We start from the raw sequence: 18,416 nt of genomic DNA on the forward strand, positions 1-18,416 counted from the left end.
CAATGATAAAAAAGACTTTGGGGGAACGCATTTTTGAGGGGAGTAACATACTCTTTCTAACCTTGCTAGGTTTGGTGACGTTCTATCCTTTATGGCATGAAATATCGATCTCTTTAAGTTCGTCTGCAGGAGCGATGAAAGGCGGGCTGTTTCTGTGGCCTAGAGGATTTACCATGGAGGCTTATGCTTCTGTGCTTTCTTCAAGCTTTATATGGTTAGCTTATCGCAACAGCATCATCGTTGCTGTATTAGGTACATTCTTGCATGTGTTGTTTACTGCGACGACAGCTTATCCGTTGAACAAGAGAAGTTTGCCAGGTGTGAAAGTATTTACGATACTCATTATTTTTACGATGATTTTCGGCGGTGGAATTATTCCGACATACTTACTTATCAAAAGCTTAGGTATGATCAACACGTTATGGGCGCTAATGATTCCTAGTCTTATATCGGCCTTTAACGTGATCGTGATGCAAAGCTTTATGAGGTCAATCCCCGAAGAAGTCGAGGAGTCGGCTACGATTGATGGGGCGAATCCGCTGCGGATATTTTTCTCGATTATCCTGCCGCTGAGCAAACCTGTTCTTGCGACCATCGCGCTTTGGGAATGCGTTGCACTATGGAACAATTTTATGCAAGCGCTTATGTATTTGAATGATAAATCGTTGTATACGCTGCCATTGCTGTTGAAAGAGATCATAGCCGGACAGCAAATGGCATCTGAAACCGGTCAATTAACAGCTTTTTCGGCGGAATCGGCTATAGCGGCGACGGTTATTGTGTCCATTATTCCAATTCTTACCGCGTATCCGTTTTTACAGAAATATTTCATGAAAGGCACCATGCTCGGTTCTGTAAAATCTTAATATGACAAATTGGAGGGTCTTCAAATGAAAAAAACAACTAAAATGCTATCCGTTATTTGTGTTACTTGCCTAGTGGGTGCCTTAGCTGCAGGCTGCGGGTCCAATAACGCCTCGAAAAGCACCCAAAACACGCAAAGTCCTCAAAGTACGCAACAAGCGAAAGTGTCTCCGGTGGCATTCGATATTTTCTTCAATATGGCAATCCCGGAATATCCTCAAACCGGCGGGGAAGCGAAGGCGAAGGTTATCCAGCAAATGGAGAAAGCGGGAATCCAGGGCGTTGATTACAAGGTGAACGTGCTCGGTGGGGACGAATATCTTACAAAGCTGAATTTACTGGCATCCTCCGGTAGTTTACCGGATTACTTCAGTGTAGACTCGAAGACGCTTGCCCAATATGTCGAGCAAGGTCTGTTAAGACCAATCGACGATCTGCTCGCAAAAGCGCCTAACCTGATGAAAGTTGTCCCTAAAGAGCGCTGGGAAGGCGTGAAATTTAACGGTAAAATATACGCCATTCCTTTCGGAGTAAGACCGGAAACGTTCAATTCTCCGAACACTGCAGGCTTGGTTCTACGTCAGGACTGGTTGGATAATCTTGGTTTAAAGCAACCAACGAACCTTGATGAGCTACATGATGTGCTGAAGGCGTTCACAATGAACGACCCTGACAAGAATGGTCAGAAAGATACGTACGGACTGGGCGGAAATAAGATGTCGATGTTCAACAGCGTGTTCGGGGCATTCGGTAGTGCCCTTGTTTCCCCAGGAACAACAGGTCCAGTATATTGGACTGAAAAAGACGGAAAAATTGTGAAAAGCTTCGTTACACCGGAAGCGAAACAAGCCCTCGCCGTTCTTCAGAAATGGTACAAAGAAGGATTGATCGATCCTGAATTCCCGGTTATGGAGATTAAGCAGGCTGACTCGCGAGTAGTCAATTCCAAAGTGGGTGCGTTTGAAGGAGACGTCTTTGCAGTAGATCCGAAGGGCACACAGGTCTCTACGGCCCTCGCTCAAGCGACTCCGACTGCCAAGCTGTCGATGATCGTTCCTCCGAAAGGTCCAAATGGCAAACAAGGCATGCCGGAAGTGAACCCGTTCTCAGGAGGAAACTTGCGTGCCATCAGTGCAAAAGCGAAGGATCCGGAAAGACTAATCAAGATGCTCGATTGGTCGGTAAGTGATGAAGCGAACGGTGGTATTAATCTAGTTACTTACGGTGAAGACAATGTGGATTACACATTCGACAAAGATAAAAATTTGATTACCCAAAAGTCCAGTTATACAGACCTGTATAAGAAAGGATTCTCAAATCCTATTCGTTTCGTTCAGGTGACAGACCGCCGTTGGACGAATGAAACCGTACGCGGTGCGCTAGACATTTCTTCGAAATATTTGCTGAAGAACGCACTGTGGAAGACCGTTCCAGCTGAGCTAGACTACCCAGATCTAGAGAAGAAGTTGTGGACTGAATACTTTGTGAAGATCGTAACTGGCGAGTGGTCGGTTGATAAATTCGACGAATTCGTTCAGAAGTACTATCAACAAGGCGGTCAAAAGATTGAGCAGCAAGCAAACGAAGAGTGGAAGAAGAACAAATAAAGATAACACCAATGAATGGAAAGAGACTGATTTCGGTCTCTTTCTCTTCATCTTGTGAGAAGAGGAGGCATATTATGTCAACAAACAGAAAACCGAATGTCATCGTATTTTTTACGGATCAACAGCGTTGGGATACAACAGGAGTTCACGGAAACCATCTCGATGTAACGCCTAATTTCGATCGAATGGCCATGGAAGGGACGCATATCTACCATTCGTTCACGTGCCAGCCGGTATGCGGGCCGGCCAGATCTTGCCTGCAAACGGGCATATATGCTACCGAAACAGGCTGCTTTGTCAACGATATTCCGCTCCCAAGAGAGCAAAAGACATTGGCGCATTATTTTCGCGAGTCCGGTTATCAAACCGGGTACATCGGCAAGTGGCATTTGGCCGATCAGGAGCCGGTACCGCAAGACCAGCGGGGCGGGTACGACTTTTGGCTGGCCGCAAACAAACTTGAATTCTCTTCGGATGCTTACGATACGGTGATGTATGACAATGACAACCAGCCGGTCAGTTTCCTGGTTATCGGGTTGACGCGATGACGGATTCCGCTATTCGTTATATCGATAAACATCAGAATGATCCGTTCTTCTTGTTTATATCATATTTGGAGCCGCACCATCAGAATCATTCGGATAATTATCCGGCACCAGTCGGATATGAAGGAAGGTACAGCGGTAAATATGTGCCTGCTGATTTGGCGACGCTTGGCGGAACTGCACACGCCCACTTGGGCGGGTATTACGGCATGGTCAAGCGGTTGGATGAAGCTCTGGGGCGTTTGTATGACACACTCCGAAGCCTAGGTTTAGAGGACGATACGATTGTCTTGTTTACTTCCGACCATGGCTGCCATTTCAAGACGAGAAACAGCGAATATAAACGTTCATGTCACGAAAGTTCAATCCGGGTGCCGACGGCCTTAACCGGGGGCTGCTTTAAGTCGGGCGGACGTTTGCAAGAATTAGTATCTTTGGTTGATCTTCCCCCGACTCTATTGGATGCAGCTGGAATTCCGGTACCACCGCACATGCAAGGCCGTTCTATCCTTCCGCTGCTTCGTGGCGAAAGAGAAGACTGGCCAGAAGAAGTATACATCCAAATCAGCGAATCGCAGGTGGGACGCGCCATTCGAACGAAGCGCTGGAAATATAGCGTCAGCGCGCCGGATAAAGCAGGATACGATGATGCTGGTTCTGATATTTATGTGGAAGAATATTTGTACGATCTGGAGGCCGATCCTCATGAGCTATGCAACCTGGTCGGATTCGAGCCATACCAGCAAGTCGCTGCCGAATTGCGCGAGCGTCTGGCGAGGAAGATGCAAGAAGCCGGGGAAGCGGCTCCCGTCATTGTTCCGGCTCCAGCAAAGACGCATGGCGGCAGAAGAGTTTCGGTGGAAGAGCTAAGATTGAAGATTTGACTTTTTGTACTTGGCCTTGTATATGCTGCTAGGGCATAACTCCGGGGGAGTATCGGAAAAGCATCCAGCTATAGAAAACGTGATATTCATACTAAATTTATAACAACAAATGAACAATAATCATAAAATCCTCATGTTTATTGCAAACTGAGGATTTTTTTAATGCCCTTCTTCCCTTAGGATGAAAGCGCACACAAAAAACGTGTAACGACTGGCGAAAGGAGGAGAAGCAATGGAGAATCGAATCGAGTGATTTGTAAGCGTTTTATCATCGCTTTTATTCTACTTGTCGAATTACTCCATGGAAAGGTAGTGAATTGAGTAGCAAGTGTTTTAGAAAGGTTAGTTGATAAGGGCTGTATAAGCAGTTGATTGTTAAACTAGTTTTGCAGTTTGGTGCAGGGGCGAATGCTGCACGTTCAAAGCGTGTTGAACTGCACCGCAAGAGAAAGACTTAATAGAATGTCTGATGGAGGCGTGTTATGAAAACAATTTCGAAACGAGCTATGAGCATCATTCTCATGTTTGCTATGGTATTCAGCCTGTTTAACTTTGGAAACTTAGGTTCAATAACGGCTGTGTATGCGACACCAGCTTCGCAGACCTATACACAAGACTTTAGTTCAGCTACATCTAGCTTTAGCGCGAAGCTTGGCGCTGCATCAACAACTCTTAACAGAGTTGCAGTAACGAATAATGCATTTAAAATTGTTGGTAAATCAGGATCAACTCCGGATATTAAAGCTATATTTACCGATTCTCCCGACGTTGCCAACGGTGAAATGCAAGCAGACTTTGTATTGCCAGCGGGGGATGTTAGCTTCGGATTTGTTTTCCGATACAAAGACGAAAGCAACTATGCCGCCGTTATGTACACGGATACAGCAGCTACGAAAAATAAATGGGAACTGCACGGCACAACAGCTAATTTAAACAGCCGTTCAAACACCCCAATTACACAGACTGCTTTCCCAGCATCTTTATCGCACGGCGTCAAATATTCAATAAAAATAGATTACGATACTGGAGCCGCGAGCCATTATTCCATCTATTTAAAGAAGGCGACTGACCCGACGTTTACTTTGCTTGCCAACATTTCCAGTGATCCAGTAGGCTCACCGGCTGTTTATACAGGCGCAGGTAAACTTGCTCTTAGAATTAATTACGTTTCTACAGATAAAGTTGACCCTATCTATGTGGATAATATTATTGAAAAAGATAATTCAGGCAATACCGTTTATACAAGAAATTTCAATAGTGAGGATACTGCATCAGCTCCGGCTAACATGCAATATAAAAACAACAAAAGCGAAACCCTGCTTACTTTGCCATCAACATCATTTACTCCCAATATTGCTCCTTTTACTCTAACGCCGAACGATGCCGTAAGCTACTTAACGGCAGTAACTGCGGGTACAGATTATATCATTGATGATGCGTCACCATCCCTAGCATTGGGATCTTTTAGTGCGAATGTATCGGGTACATCAAGCGACTACGGCTTGGTATTTAATTACGCGGATAACAGTCATTTTAACATGATTAAATACAACTCCGTTCTTTCAAAGTGGGAATTGGTAACAACCAAAGGAGGCGCAGCTACTATAATTACGGGTGGATTTGGTACAGCGCCACCTCCAAGCGTTACAACCAGTGTATATACAAATGTGTATACAAATTTAAAAGTTGACTATTCTTCATCAAATAATTTGGTATTTTATGTTAATGGTATGCCTTATAGCCTTGGCAATCAAAGCGCTAATTTGTATATAGGTGATGGCAAGGTCGGCGTTGCAACTGGTGTTGCCAATTACCTACAAGTCGATGATGTTTCGCTGACTTACACACCAGAGAGCACTACCGCAGTAACTACGCGCATTGCACCAGACCCAACTAATTTCCAGACTATTTCATCATCTGATATGAAGGTTTTGGTCGGAACTGACTTTCCGTTTGTATATAAATATAAAGACACTGATAACAACAGCATAACTAACGGCATTCGTGAGAGTGAAGCTGTTAAGCAAATGAATATAAACGGCGTAAATGTAGCGGTAACATCATCTTTAACAAGTATTGCTTCTGATACAGCTACTTACAAGTTGAATGCAGTTGACGTAAATAACCATATTAATGCAACTTTTACAGTAACTTTAAAGATAATCGGTAATAAGTTGCGTATGGAATTCCCAAGTATTATTGAAAATGCAGGAACGGTTGTAAGATCGTTTTACATTCCGAACCACAATATGCTCTCTGTACAAGGTTCAGGAGCAGGAACCGCTGTTGGCCAATTAACCGGTTGGGGTCCTATGGCGGATTATTTCGTCAACATAGATGCAATTTCAGCCAGTAAAACGACATCAATCGCTTCCTATGTGATGCTTTATGATTCAGCCTATGCACAGTCAATTGAAAACAATGCGATGGATGGAAAACGCAAGTATTCGGTTAAGGAATATCTGAATCCAGCAGATCCAGACGATAAGTATGTTTCTGTTACAAACAACGCATGGTACTGGCATTATCTGGATAACGTTCCGCTGGATACAGACTATGTACCTTTTGCACAAGTTGTTATAGGCGGCGACCAAAACAATGACGCTGCTATCGATTGGCAAGATGCGGGGCTTTTGTATCGAACCATTGCCAATCAAGCTTTTGGCTCCCAAGATATTAAGAATAACTGGTTATACATTGCCATGAACATGTCTAGTCAAAGCTCTAACCCTTTTGTTCGAGTGCTGGACCGTGGCAAAGCAATTGCCTATCTTACAGATGGCTTTGGTCAAAAGATTATGAACAAAGGCTATCAAGCCGGTGGACATGATGATTCCCACGGTGACTACGATAATGTAGGAGTACAGCAAGGTGGGGCAAAGGACTTTAACTATCTGAATGAAATCGGAAAGCTATATCATATAAAGACCGGTATTCATATCAATGCAACTGAATTTGCTCTTGATGGTTTTGATACAAAGCTGGAAAACCTGACCCAAAATACCGGCGGCGGTTTAAAGCCAAATTGGAACTGGCTTGACCAAGCATGGCTCGTAGATAAAACGAAAGATGTTCAGTCTGGGGAATTAAAGAGACGTCTTGATCAATTAAAGGCTACTGTACCCGGTTTAAATTTCGTTTATGTTGACGTTTATCAGTCAGGATCAGATTTTAACGCCAAGAGATTTGCCAAATATATGAATGACAATGGCTGGAGTGTAGGTACTGAGGCTGCAGGCGATTTTGAAGAGGCTTTAACTTTTGTTCACTGGAATACAGATTTATATTATCCATCTGGTGGAAGCCAGAGTCAGGTTATTCGTTTTGTTCAAAACGACGTAGCGGATAAATTTGCCCCAGATAAGGCACTTTTGGGTTCACTGATGCCTGGCATTGCGGATTGGCGAAATACAAATAAGTTCTCAGATGCACAAGATGTGTTCTACCGTGAGAACTTACCTACAAAATATTTACAACATTTTACACTTCAAAAATGGACACCAAATGTGTCCGCACAATTTTCAGGTAATGTACAGAGCGTAGTTACTAATGAAAATGGTAAAGACTATTGTAATATCTACAAAAACAATATTCTTATTGCAAAAATTGACGTTAGTGCAGTCATTACGGATTATAGTTCAAAACCACAGCCAAGCACTCCTGGCAAGTCAAAAATATTTATTCCGTGGAGTCCGGAAACAGAAGAAAAAATTTACTATTACAACGATTATGAAACGTCCAGCACATGGACATTACCCAATTCTTGGGCAGGTGTGACAAAGGCATATCAATACCAACTTACGCCTGGCGGGCGGGTGTTGATGGGAACAGTGGATGTTGTAAACAATTCGGTTACCGTGAATGGCAATATTTCAACACCATATCTCTTAACCAAAACAGCGGATACATTGGGTAATTTACCAGACCCGACAGGTAACTGGGATCAAGGAAGTGAAATAGCAAACTTCGGATTTACAAGCGGGACTTTGGAAGGCTGGAATACAGCTGTTACCGCAGGCAACCCGACAGGCATCAATATTTTAACAAATTCCGGAAATGAAGGGAATTACAATGACCCTATGGTGTCCTTTAACACGGATGTAACTGGGTCGCTTTCCCAGACTCTTACAGGTTTAACGCCTGGAAAAACGTATAGCATATCCGCATGGACCAGAACGGATGACCGACCGGTTACCCTTGGTGTTTTAATCAATGGTCAAAGATATGAAAATACCATTAAAACTACCGCGGGAATACCAATAATGATGAAACCGTCTAAGTATCTGGGCAAGAATTATCAACGTTTAAAGGTAGACTTTACTGTTCCGACAAAAGTAACAACCGCCCAAGTGTACTTTAATGCGGACGCCGGAACCGGCAATCAGGCTGTTTATGTAGACGATTTCAGATCTTGGGAATGGCCGAATGTGAAACCATCGTTTTCCAACGCGTATGTAGTTCACGAAGATTTTGAAAATGTGGATGAAAACTGGGGGCCATTTATTTCACAGGTTGGCACACAGCCATATATCCATTTGACAGAGACAAATACGAATACCTCCGAACAGTCGCAAATCAAGAAGTATTCCATTGATGGTAATATTTCATTAAAAAATCAACAGACTGGTTCGGGCGTGCATATGCGTACGTTGCCGTCAACATTGAACCTAAAACCAAATAGTAGTTATACAGTATCTTTCGATTATCAAGCCTATCGCGAGATGAGAACATCGGGGGAATACGCAACAGGGCCTGTAACATACAATGCGGCAAACAATGGCTTCAGCGTACCGGAACGAGCAACCATGTATTCACTAGAGTTGAGAAATGCAAGTGGAGTGGTTATTAATAGTATTGATCTGACTCCGAGTGCAGTTTCTACACCATATTCTTATAACTCAGCAGTAGCAACTCAAGTTTGTACATTCGATATTGCTGCTGACGGGTTAGATGGCAAATATATAACGATTTCCAAAAAATCTGCATCAACAGATGACATGCTTGTTATTGATAATTTCTATGTGCTTGACACAAGTGATCGGACAGCGCCAATGACGACGGACAATGCACCAAATGGCTGGATCAATCAAGATACTACGGTTAACTTAAGTGCAAGCGACAGCGGATCTGGTGTTGCAAATACGTATTATACTGTTGACGATGGCGTAGAGCAAACAGGAGATTCTATCGTATTTTCAACAGAGGGTGCTCATAAGCTTACATATTGGAGTATGGACCGAGCAGGAAACATTGAAACTGCGAAAACGACACCTGTAATGATCGACAAAGCTGCGCCAGTGAGTATTGCTGCAATAAGTCCTTCTGTATTAGACGGTAACAACGGTTGGTATAAGTCGGATATAACGGTGAGCTTGTCTGTAAATGACAATTTGTCTGGCGTGGCAAAAACGGAATACCAAGTAAATGACGGTGCTTGGATCAACTATTCAGGATCAATTCCAGCCTTCATCAATGATGGGGTTTATAAGGTCAATTACCGAAGTGTGGACAGGGCAGGGAACATAGAACCGATCCAAACGATTGAGTTTAAAATTGATAAAACGGCACCATCCTTAATCGTTGAATTAGATAAAACATCTATATGGCCAGCAAATCATAAAATGGTGAACTTAAATGTCAATCTGATTACGAGTGATACTACATCTGGAGTTGACTCTATAGTCTTAACCTCAATTACAAGTAATGAACAGGATAGTGGTCAAGGTGATATCCAAGCTAATATAGGTACGACTGACACTTCGTTTCGATTGCGTGCCGAAAGATCGGGCCAAAGCACTGGACGTATCTATACCATAACTTACACGGCAACCGACAAAGCTGGTAACAAAACGATTTCTTCAGCAATCGTCACAGTGCCTCATGATCAATCAGGAAATCCAAAATAACAGATTGAATAAGTGGTTGGACAGGACGCTATGCCTGCCCAACCATTCTTCTTGTTGTTTTAAACCGCAACAATCTCATCGAGAGTAAGGTGGTCTTTGTATTATTCAATCGGTGTCCTGAATTCTTTTTGAAGCAGGGAATTCGTTTGAATAAATATATAGAATAATTAAGAAGGAGCTCAAGGGTAAAATCTGCGATTAACAAGCTAACGGTCTTTTACCGATACCTCTTGTCCCACAATGAGCTGCTTGTTCTGCTGCTACTTTCAAGGAAACCGATCATATGTACTCGACCTCACACGTTTGAAGGGCGGTCAGGCCCATGTAATGTTTATACGCGCATCAGAGGATGAAGAGACGGAATTGATCGCATCCTTGCCGTTAAAGCAGTATAGCGTCACGACGGAAACATAGCATCGGACAAAAGTGAAGGGACTCCCGATTACCGGAGCTTGATGTAAACGCCTAATGTCGAGAATATGAAGGTTTTATTTACTTGGAAGTGGCAAAGAAGCGGCACTTCCATGCTGGTGCTTAATAAATATTGCAGAAACCCAAAACCTCATTGAGCTTTCAATCCAGCTACCAAGGCATTCGGCAGTTGCGTAAGTAAATTTACGTTGCTTTGTGTTCACATCGTCAAAAAATTCGATAACACAGGAGAAGATCTAGAGGATTTGATCTCGATCGGGACGATTGGTCTGATCAAAGCCATCGAATCGTTCTCGCCGAACAAAGGGACGAAGCTGGCGACTTTCGCAGCGCGTTGTATCGAAAATGAAATACTTATGCATCTTCGCTCGTTGAAGAAAACGCGCAAAGATGTGTCGTTGCATGATCCCATCGGAACGGACAAAGAGGGGAACGAAATCACGTTGATCGACATCCTCGGGACAGAAGCGGACGATGTCGTGGATAAGGTACAGCTTAAGATAGAGAAGAGCAAAATATATCGGAACTTGGAGATTTTGGACGACCGAGAGAAAGAAGTCGTAGTTGGTCGGTTTGGTTTGGAGCTAGGAGGCGAAGAGCGGACGCAGCGAGAGATAGCGAAAGAGCTGGGGATTTCGCGTTCGTATGTTTCGCGGATTGAGAAGCGGGCGCTCATGAAGCTATATCATGAGTTTTATAAGGCGAAGCGGTAAGTCGTTTGGTTGGAGCATCGTATTCTTCATTCATTTGGCATCAAATAATGGAGGCGAAGACAATGACAGCCTTAATCCAGATTGAGCATGTGAGCAAATTTTACTATATGGGCGGCGAAACAATTCGGGCGTTGGATGACATCACGTTAGACATCGCGGAAGGTGAGTTTGTCGCTATTATAGGGCCGTCAGGCTCTGGAAAGTCCACGCTGATGAACATCATCGGCTGTTTGGACGTTTCGGACGAAGGCCTGTATGTGCTAGATGGGAAGCAGATTCACTCTCTAAAAGATTCACAGTTGGCAGAAATTCGGAATCGGAAGATCGGGTTTGTTTTCCAGAGTTTCAACTTGCTGCCGAGATTAAATGCTTATGAAAATGTGGAGTTACCTCTAATTTACCGCGGGCTGGCTAGAAAACAGCGAGAGCCGCTTGTTTTGCAGGCATTGGAAGCGGTGGATTTACTGGATCGTAGGAAGCACTTTCCTTCCGAGCTATCTGGTGGGCAGCAGCAGCGTGTAGCGATTGCGCGTACGTTGGCTGGCGATCCACCGATCATATTGGCGGATGAGCCTACGGGGGCATTAGATTCGAAAACAGGTGTGGAGATTATGGATATTTTCAGGAGGTTGAATGAGCAGGGTAGGACGATAATTGTGATTACGCATGACGGGCAGGTTGCGGATCAGGCGAAACGGGTTGTAAGGTTTCGGGATGGGCGGTTGGTTCATTGAGATGAAATGAATTAGTAACAAAAATCGGCCTTACGAGAAACTCGTAGGGCTTTTAATTTGGATCACTTTTCCCTTCCCATAGATGTTCCTTCAATCTTAAATACGCTCTTTTTACAGGGTAGATTTAATCTCTTGTGATTACTTCCCGTAAGGGAGCGGTGCTCACCGGATACCCGCATGCCGCCATTCCCGACGGTAGTCTTGCGGGCTTTGCCCTGCGGATTTCCGAAAAGCGCGGCTGAACTCGCTAAGCTCGCCGTAGCCTACGCGCTGCGAGATTTCGCTGATGGACCAAGATGTCTGAAGAAGCAACTCCTTGGCGAGCCCGATGCGGTAATTCCGTAAATACTGCGCAGGCGGTTGACCGAGAGCATTCCGGAATAAGTAGCTGAAATGACTCGGGCTTAAATAGACTTGAGCAGCTAGTTTCTCCAGCGGGAGCGGTTCCTGCAAATGCGACTGCATATAGATGCAGGCATTCACGACGCGGGGATCGATTGCATGAAGCCGCTCCGGCATTTGAGGTATCAGCAGGCTTATCAAATGCGCGAACCATTGATATAAGGCTCCTTGAATACGTAGCAGTGTAATCGAAACGGTCAGGTCCGGCGACATCCCGCTAATTCCCTCAGCGTCATGCTGTTCATGAATTGCGGCGAATTGCTCGAACCAAACAGCCGACTCCACCCATTGGGAGGCTAGCGCATCGAATACGGCGCCTTCGGAGACAGATGTAATCTTCGGGAATGGATACAACTCATGGAAATCGAACGGTCCGAGTCTCAAGTTGCAACTGAGCGATAAGTAACGAACGTTATTGCCGACTTCTGCACGACGCAGTTGGTAGGGCAAGCCGGGAGGAAACACAATCAGATCGCCTTTGCGAACATGGTATCGCTCTTCATCGATTTGAATGGTACGAGTGCCGTCCAGTATGAGCCAGAAAACCGGGAACGGATTGGTGACCGGTCCGAAGCTGAAATCATGCCGCTTATCCATATGACGGATCCATCTGGGCTGGAGACTAAATTCGAGTCTTTGTGCATTAGGATGCAGAATAAACATCAGCGGATCGCCCTCACTTTCATTCATCGTAAGAAATGTCAAATCTATCGTTAATAATGTCATAGGTTCGAATTTCTGTAAATGATATTATATGGCTAAGAAAGAACCATGAAATAATAGAAGAGTGAGGAACGGTGATACAATGGAAAATGTCAAACGGAAGCCGAACATCGTATTTATACTCGCAGACGATATGGGTAGTTGGGCGCTCGGCAGTGCTGGAAACAGCGAAGTTCATACTCCCCACCTCGACCGGCTAGCAGCCGAAGGGATGCGATTCGATCACTTTTTTTGCACATCGCCGGTTTGCTCGCCTGCGCGGGCATCGATCATGACCGGACGAATTCCGTCCCAGCACGGCGTTCATGACTGGATCCGCTCCGGCAATGTGAATTGCGGCGAGCTGCAGGAAGAGGTGCGCAAACATCCTGCTTTTGCCGATGAGCGTACGGCAATCGAATATTTGGCCGGGCAGCCGACATATACGGAACTACTCAGAAAGGCAGATTATGCCTGCGCTTTAAGCGGCAAATGGCACCTTGGCAACAGTATGGTCCCCCAAAAAGGTTTTGGGCGCTGGTTCTCGATCGCCAGAGGAGGCTGCTCCTATATGAAGCCGGATATCGTAGAGAATGGAGAGGTACGTATAGCGGACGAATACGTAACCGATCTTATTACGGATAACGCGCTGCAATTTTTGGGTGAGCTGGCGCAGCAGGAAGCCCCGTTCTATTTAAGCGTTCACTATACGGCGCCTCATTCGCCTTGGGACCGTTCGGAGCACCCGGAATCGTATGTGACCATGTATGACGATTGCCCTTTCAAGTCAGTGCCTGAGCTGCCGCCGCATCCGAACCAGGTACCGACGGCGCCAATGGGTGAAGGGGAACGCCGCAAAGAGCTGCTGCGCGGCTATTATGCGTCCATCACCGCTATGGATGACGGAATCGGCAAAATCATGGACAAGCTGGAGGAACGCGGGCTGAGAGAACAAACGCTGATCATTTTTATGAGCGACAACGGCATGAACATGGGACATCACGGTGTATGGGGCAAAGGGAATGGAACGTTCCCGCTCAATATGTACGATACGTCGGTCAAGGTTCCTGCCATTTTCAGCCATCCGGGGGTTATTCCGGCCGGACAGGTTCGGAGCGAACTGGTTAGCCAATACGATGTATTCCCAACGCTTCTGGACTATGTGGGGCTCTCCAATCCTGAAAAGGATCGTTTACCCGGCCGCAGCTTCGATGAACTTCTGAGGGGAGAAGAGGGCGCCGGACGCGAGGATATCGTCATTTATGACGAATACGGACCGGTCCGCATGATCCGCACCCGGGATTGGAAATACGTTCACCGCTACCCGTACGGGCCGCACGAGCTTTATGACTTGCGGAATGACCCGAGCGAGGACGCCAATCGAATTGATGATGCCGAGTGCCAAGAGGTGCTGGAAGCATTGCGGTATCGAATCGGGGAATGGTTTGGGAAATACGTGATCCCCGAGAAGGATGGCCGAACTGCACCCGTTACGGGATTTGGGCAACTGAGCCCGATGGCTCCGGGCGTAACAGAAGGCGGAGCTTTTAAGCCGCTAGCGAAATAGCAGGAAGGGGACGGTTCCTGCCGTCCTCCGTCATATCCATACCCTCTTTTCACGGCATTCGCCCTGCTGAGGATGCACCATCTGTGATATTCCAAAATCAATCAGCAAACGGAGCCCGCAAACCCGCGTGGCTCCGTTATGGTTGTTCCAAAATTCATTAGAATTTAGAAAACGTTGCGGCGTAAAAAGTGATTTGTTTCAGAATTCGTTCGAAAAATTTGGCCAACACACAATAAATGTTCTAGCCCATCGTTTTAAATGAAACTGCAGTACGATCCTTCTAAGCCAGTGCTGCTTCGCCGTTGTTTATCCTCTTCGATGTAAGTCGCGATACTGGCTTGGCGTTACATTCTCGTTTTTTTTGAAGATTCGGTTGAAATACGTCGTTTGATAGCCGACTCGTTCGGCAATGTCAGTCACTTTCATTTCGGTCTGTAGCAGCAGTTCCTTCGCTTTGTCGAGACGCAGGCACGTCAAGTAGTCTATAAAGTTAACTCCTGTCACCTGCTTGAACCTCTTGCTCAGCGTAAACGGACTAATTCCATACAAATCGGCGCACATTTCTAACGAAATATCGCTGTGGTTATATTTCCGGTGCAGCGTCTCGATGACTTTGTCGACAAGCCATTCCAACTGTAACTCCTGTTCTTCCGATACCTTTCGTAATTCCTCAATGTACAACCGAACCACTTTAACCGTCAGCAATCTGACCGCTTCCTGCGGATCACGTATTTGAGCAAGTTGATCGAAAAGCTCTGCTTCCATAGCTGGTTCCGGATGGAAACCGGTTTTCAGAAATACGAACCGGATATTCCCGTAAAGCTGGAGAAGACCGTGCCGAAACTGGAAAGCCTTGGGACTACCCGCTTGCAGTTCTTCGGCAAACATCCCGATGAGCCGAATTGCTTCTTCCTCACTGCCCGACCGCATAGCCCGGATGATGTCGGTCTCGAGCGCAAATGGATATACTGCCGGCCGCGTCCCTTGACGCAAGTAATCGGCCGCATCGATGATTGCGTTGTCTTCGTTTAAATTACGGAACCTTTCGGCCTGCAGCGCTTCCGCAAATGCCCCCGGAATGTCGCGTGTAGACGTTATGAGACTTCCGAGGCTGACTGTACAATTCATTCCAAGCAGCTTGTTGATCGCGTAGGAAAGCTCTTCCGCCAGCCGGAATAGCTCGATTTTCATTTGATCGTGTTCGGCAGTTTCCGGAAACGATATCAGAAGTCCAATCGACATATCCTGAAAATTGGCCGCTTCTGCCTGGGCAAAACGGCTTTTGGCCACTTCGCTCACGACGTTGGCTGCGGCGAAGGAGACGAGCTGTTCGTCTCCTTCCCGGAACCTTCCGCCTCCACTCGTAAATCCGTGCAGCCGGACGAGTAGAACGGCGAAACCTTTACCGGGCTCCTCCCATCCGAGGTGCTGCATCCGCTCCTGCAATTCCCGCTCCGACAAAGCGTATAGATGTCCCTGCATGAGCTGAAGCAGGAATCCGTCCCGAAGCGACGGCAGTTGCTGTTCGATCCGCCGCCGCATCGTTTCGCTCTCCTTGGCCATTACGTTCCATTCGCGCTCGATAAACGCGACCTCGTTGCTTCCGTCCCAAGCCATGCCCGTTTTTTTAGCGTTTCGGAACAGAACGAGCAATTGCGCGATCGGCTGATAAAGCTTGCGGGAAGCGACAAACGCCAGAACGGCCGCCGTTAACAGGCCGGCAAAGCTGATTGCATACATCATCCGGGAGACGAAGACGACCGGCGTTAGCAGCTCCGACATCGACGCTGCTGTCACATATGACCAACTGGAACCGAGCCGCTTGACGCTGCCGGACACTACCGAAAATCGCTCCCCGTCGATCCTGTAATCGGCCAGTTGAAAGTCCTCTCCCCGTTTCGCCTCGCTGCGAAGCCGCTCCGCAAGCTTCGCTGCATTTTTCGAGCCTCCGACCGCCTCCGTGATGCTTTCGCCGTCCCCCGTCATCAGCAGAGTTACGCCGTTGCCGTCTGGCGTCATGTCGCCGATCAGCTTGTTCAGCTTTCCCTTGTCCAAGTAAAGCAGCAGTGCGGCATACGGCTCGGCGCTGTCCACCGGAAGCTTGTAGAGAAGAGCCGGAGCCTTCTGTCCGTTCCACGGCGGCTTCTCCAGAGCCGGAAGCCAGTAAGTCATCCCGCTCTTGGCGAAGAGCTCGTGCAGATTGAACCGATCGCCCGCCTGATCCAGCGATACGACTCCTCCCGTATCCGAAATGATTTTGCCGGGGCCGTTCAAAACCAAATACGCCTGATCGATCAAATAGTCCGAGTTCCGGATCAGAAACAGCGTCTTGTAAATGTCGTAAATGTACTCGTAATCGTATGTCTGCTCAAGTTTTCTTAAATTGCCGGTGAATACGGGATTAAACAACCACTGCGTCGTCGTATTTTCCAGGTGCGTTAAGTATTCGTCAAGCCGAACGGACGTCTGCTGAACATGATTGCGGTGCATGTCGAGCATTTGCCCGGCGATGTGCCGGCTGCCGATCTGCTGCACGGCCACGCCGACCAGCAACGTTGGCAGACAGGTGATCAAAAGAACGATCAGCAGGCTTTTGCGGTAAATGTCCCCGTGAAACAAACCGGTCGTTTTCCTTGCGAACCGCATAAATCGCTTCTTCATATCAGCCGTGTCCGAGCTCCTTCAAGCGTTCCCGAAAAGCCGCAATCTGACCGGATAGGCCGATCTTCCGCATAATTGAACGTTTCTTCCGGATTTCGTTGCAAATCGAAAAGCACCTCCGGCATATTCGTGCCGTAATACTGGTATTTCAGATGATCGCGCTTGATCATGACGTTCGATAGTCCGAATTCGGAAACGGTCTCGTTGTTCCAAGCGGTCTCCTCCCCTGTCAAAAGCGGAACCAGGCTTCGGCTGTCGAGACCTGCCGGTGCCGGAATGTCGGCCAGCTCGCAGAACGTGGCGAACAAGTCGCACAAATTGACGTTTTCCTGCGTGATCCGACCGCCCTCAAATCCTTTCGGATAGCGGATGATGAGAGGCACTTTAACGCTGCCCTCGAAAAACTTCTGCTTTTCCCAGACTCCATGTTCGCCCAGCATCTCTCCGTGGTCGGTCGTGTACACGATAATCCAGTCATCCAGATTTTGTCCGACGTGCTCCAGCCCCTGCATGACGGTGCCGAAGTGCTCATCGACCGTTTCAATCATCGCATAATAAGCCGCGACGGCGCGGCGGATTTCCCGCTCCGATGCATGGACGCCCGGAGTGACCGGCAAACGACTCAAGAACGGGTGGTCGAACAGCTGCTGATCGAGGAACGGTTTAACCCTATTCAGATAATACGTGAACTTTTTCTCGTCTTCTACGATATAAGGATAGTGCGGTTGCAGCAGGCTGACCTTTAGAAGCAAAGGACGGTCCGGACTTTCCCGGTCGTAGTAAGGGCTCGTGTAATAGTTGTCGATAAAATCGAGCGCCCCCTGAACCGAGTACGCATCCATCACTGCATGCGGCGCTCTGCCGATGCCAGCGCGCTTCACTTCCTTCGGCTGGTCCCACTTCATCTCTCCAATGCCGCGTATGACCTGCCGACAAGCTTCCTCATCCCTCTCGTCGATCGTATTGATGTCGACAACCGTATCGCTGCCGATCCGGTGTAACCAGCCCTGCATAGGATCTTTGCCAGTATGATGCAGCTTTCCGCAAACCGCCGTATAGTAGCCATACTGCGCCAGCCTGCGGGCGAACGTCATACGTCCTGGTGCCAAATCCTGGCCGAACGATCGGCAGCCGCATGTGCTCGGCAACTGACCGGCCATCATCGCCTGACGGCCAGGGATGCATATCGGTGAAGGCGTGTATGCGTTATTAAAAACGACCCCCGTCGCCGCCAACTTGTCCAGATTTGGCGTTCGTACAATATCATTGCCTGTGAATCCGGCGACGTCAAAACGGTGCTCATCACTCATCAGAAATAAAATGTTCGGTCTTCGCTGCATGAAAGCCTCCCCTTTCCTTTGCTTATTGTTGCGACCACTACAAATTCGGAAACGGGCTG

Annotated in this window: 10 protein-coding genes and 1 pseudogene; 8 read left to right on the forward strand and 3 right to left on the reverse strand. The window is 47.0% G+C overall.

The features are described from left to right. Window positions 1-2 precede the first annotated feature (2 nt). From ACBP55_RS09970 to ACBP55_RS10000, 7 genes and pseudogenes are all read left to right on the forward strand, one after another. A complete protein-coding gene (locus tag ACBP55_RS09970; RefSeq protein WP_464651186.1) occupies window positions 3-866 on the forward strand; it encodes a carbohydrate ABC transporter permease in 864 nt (287 codons plus the stop codon). A 24-nt stretch (window positions 867-890) separates the two neighbouring features. Further along, a complete protein-coding gene (locus ACBP55_RS09975; RefSeq protein WP_464651188.1) occupies window positions 891-2,471 on the forward strand; it encodes a type 2 periplasmic-binding domain-containing protein in 1,581 nt (526 codons plus the stop codon). Between the two features lie 74 nt (window positions 2,472-2,545). After that, window positions 2,546-3,019 (forward strand): sulfatase-like hydrolase/transferase, encoded by a 474-nt coding sequence (locus tag ACBP55_RS09980; protein WP_464651190.1) that lies wholly within the window; start codon window positions 2,546-2,548, stop codon window positions 3,017-3,019. Next, complete coding sequence (locus tag ACBP55_RS09985) at window positions 3,016-3,900, forward strand: sulfatase-like hydrolase/transferase (protein WP_464651192.1); 885 nt, start codon at window positions 3,016-3,018, stop codon at window positions 3,898-3,900. The genes ACBP55_RS09980 and ACBP55_RS09985 overlap by 4 nt, the downstream gene beginning before the upstream one ends. Window positions 3,901-4,382: 482 nt before the next feature. Further along, window positions 4,383-9,806, forward strand: coding sequence for an endo-alpha-N-acetylgalactosaminidase family protein (locus tag ACBP55_RS09990; protein WP_464651194.1), 5,424 nt, complete (start codon window positions 4,383-4,385; stop codon window positions 9,804-9,806). Window positions 9,807-10,417: 611 nt separating this feature from the next. Next, a pseudogene (sigK, locus tag ACBP55_RS09995) lies at window positions 10,418-10,951 on the forward strand (RNA polymerase sporulation sigma factor SigK); the annotation flags it as partial. 62 nt (window positions 10,952-11,013) lie between these two features. Next, complete coding sequence (locus ACBP55_RS10000) at window positions 11,014-11,685, forward strand: ABC transporter ATP-binding protein (RefSeq protein WP_464651196.1); 672 nt, start codon at window positions 11,014-11,016, stop codon at window positions 11,683-11,685. Between the two features lie 162 nt (window positions 11,686-11,847). Here the strand turns inward: ACBP55_RS10000 and ACBP55_RS10005 are convergent, their stop codons facing one another. After that, on the reverse strand, window positions 11,848-12,813 hold the full coding sequence (locus ACBP55_RS10005; protein WP_464651198.1) for an AraC family transcriptional regulator: 966 nt from the start codon (window positions 12,811-12,813) through the stop codon (window positions 11,848-11,850). 79 nt (window positions 12,814-12,892) lie between these two features. Here ACBP55_RS10005 and ACBP55_RS10010 point away from each other — a divergent pair, with 79 nt between their 5' ends. Continuing rightward, window positions 12,893-14,356: a sulfatase-like hydrolase/transferase gene (locus ACBP55_RS10010; RefSeq protein WP_464651200.1), complete on the forward strand. Its 1,464-nt coding sequence runs from the start codon at window positions 12,893-12,895 to the stop codon at window positions 14,354-14,356. Window positions 14,357-14,662: 306 nt separating this feature from the next. Here the strand turns inward: ACBP55_RS10010 and ACBP55_RS10015 are convergent, their stop codons facing one another. Continuing rightward, window positions 14,663-16,846 carry a helix-turn-helix transcriptional regulator gene (locus ACBP55_RS10015; protein WP_464651202.1) on the reverse strand — a complete coding sequence of 728 codons (2,184 nt, stop codon included), beginning with the start codon at window positions 16,844-16,846 and terminating at the stop codon, window positions 14,663-14,665. Between the two features lie 167 nt (window positions 16,847-17,013). Then, the gene (locus tag ACBP55_RS10020) at window positions 17,014-18,357 is read right to left on the reverse strand and encodes a sulfatase-like hydrolase/transferase (RefSeq protein ID WP_464651203.1); all 1,344 of its coding nucleotides are present in this window, start codon (window positions 18,355-18,357) and stop codon (window positions 17,014-17,016) included. Window positions 18,358-18,416: the final 59 nt, after the last annotated feature.

The organism is Paenibacillus sp. WG02 (genome assembly GCF_055396115.1).

Excerpts from the sequence above, each read along its gene's own strand:
- ACBP55_RS10015 (WP_464651202.1), bottom strand. The coding sequence starts at position 16,846 with ATGCACCGCAATCATGTTCAGCAGACGTCCGTTCGGCTTGACGAATAC.
- ACBP55_RS10010 (WP_464651200.1), top strand. The coding sequence starts at position 12,893 with ATGGAAAATGTCAAACGGAAGCCGAACATCGTATTTATACTCGCAGAC.
- ACBP55_RS10000 (WP_464651196.1), top strand. The coding sequence starts at position 11,014 with ATGACAGCCTTAATCCAGATTGAGCATGTGAGCAAATTTTACTATATG.
- ACBP55_RS10005 (WP_464651198.1), bottom strand. The coding sequence starts at position 12,813 with ATGACATTATTAACGATAGATTTGACATTTCTTACGATGAATGAAAGT.
- ACBP55_RS10020 (WP_464651203.1), bottom strand. The coding sequence starts at position 18,357 with ATGCAGCGAAGACCGAACATTTTATTTCTGATGAGTGATGAGCACCGT.
- ACBP55_RS09980 (WP_464651190.1), top strand. The coding sequence starts at position 2,546 with ATGTCAACAAACAGAAAACCGAATGTCATCGTATTTTTTACGGATCAA.
- ACBP55_RS09990 (WP_464651194.1), top strand. The coding sequence starts at position 4,383 with ATGAAAACAATTTCGAAACGAGCTATGAGCATCATTCTCATGTTTGCT.
- ACBP55_RS09975 (WP_464651188.1), top strand. The coding sequence starts at position 891 with ATGAAAAAAACAACTAAAATGCTATCCGTTATTTGTGTTACTTGCCTA.
- ACBP55_RS09970 (WP_464651186.1), top strand. The coding sequence starts at position 3 with ATGATAAAAAAGACTTTGGGGGAACGCATTTTTGAGGGGAGTAACATA.
- ACBP55_RS09985 (WP_464651192.1), top strand. The coding sequence starts at position 3,016 with ATGACGGATTCCGCTATTCGTTATATCGATAAACATCAGAATGATCCG.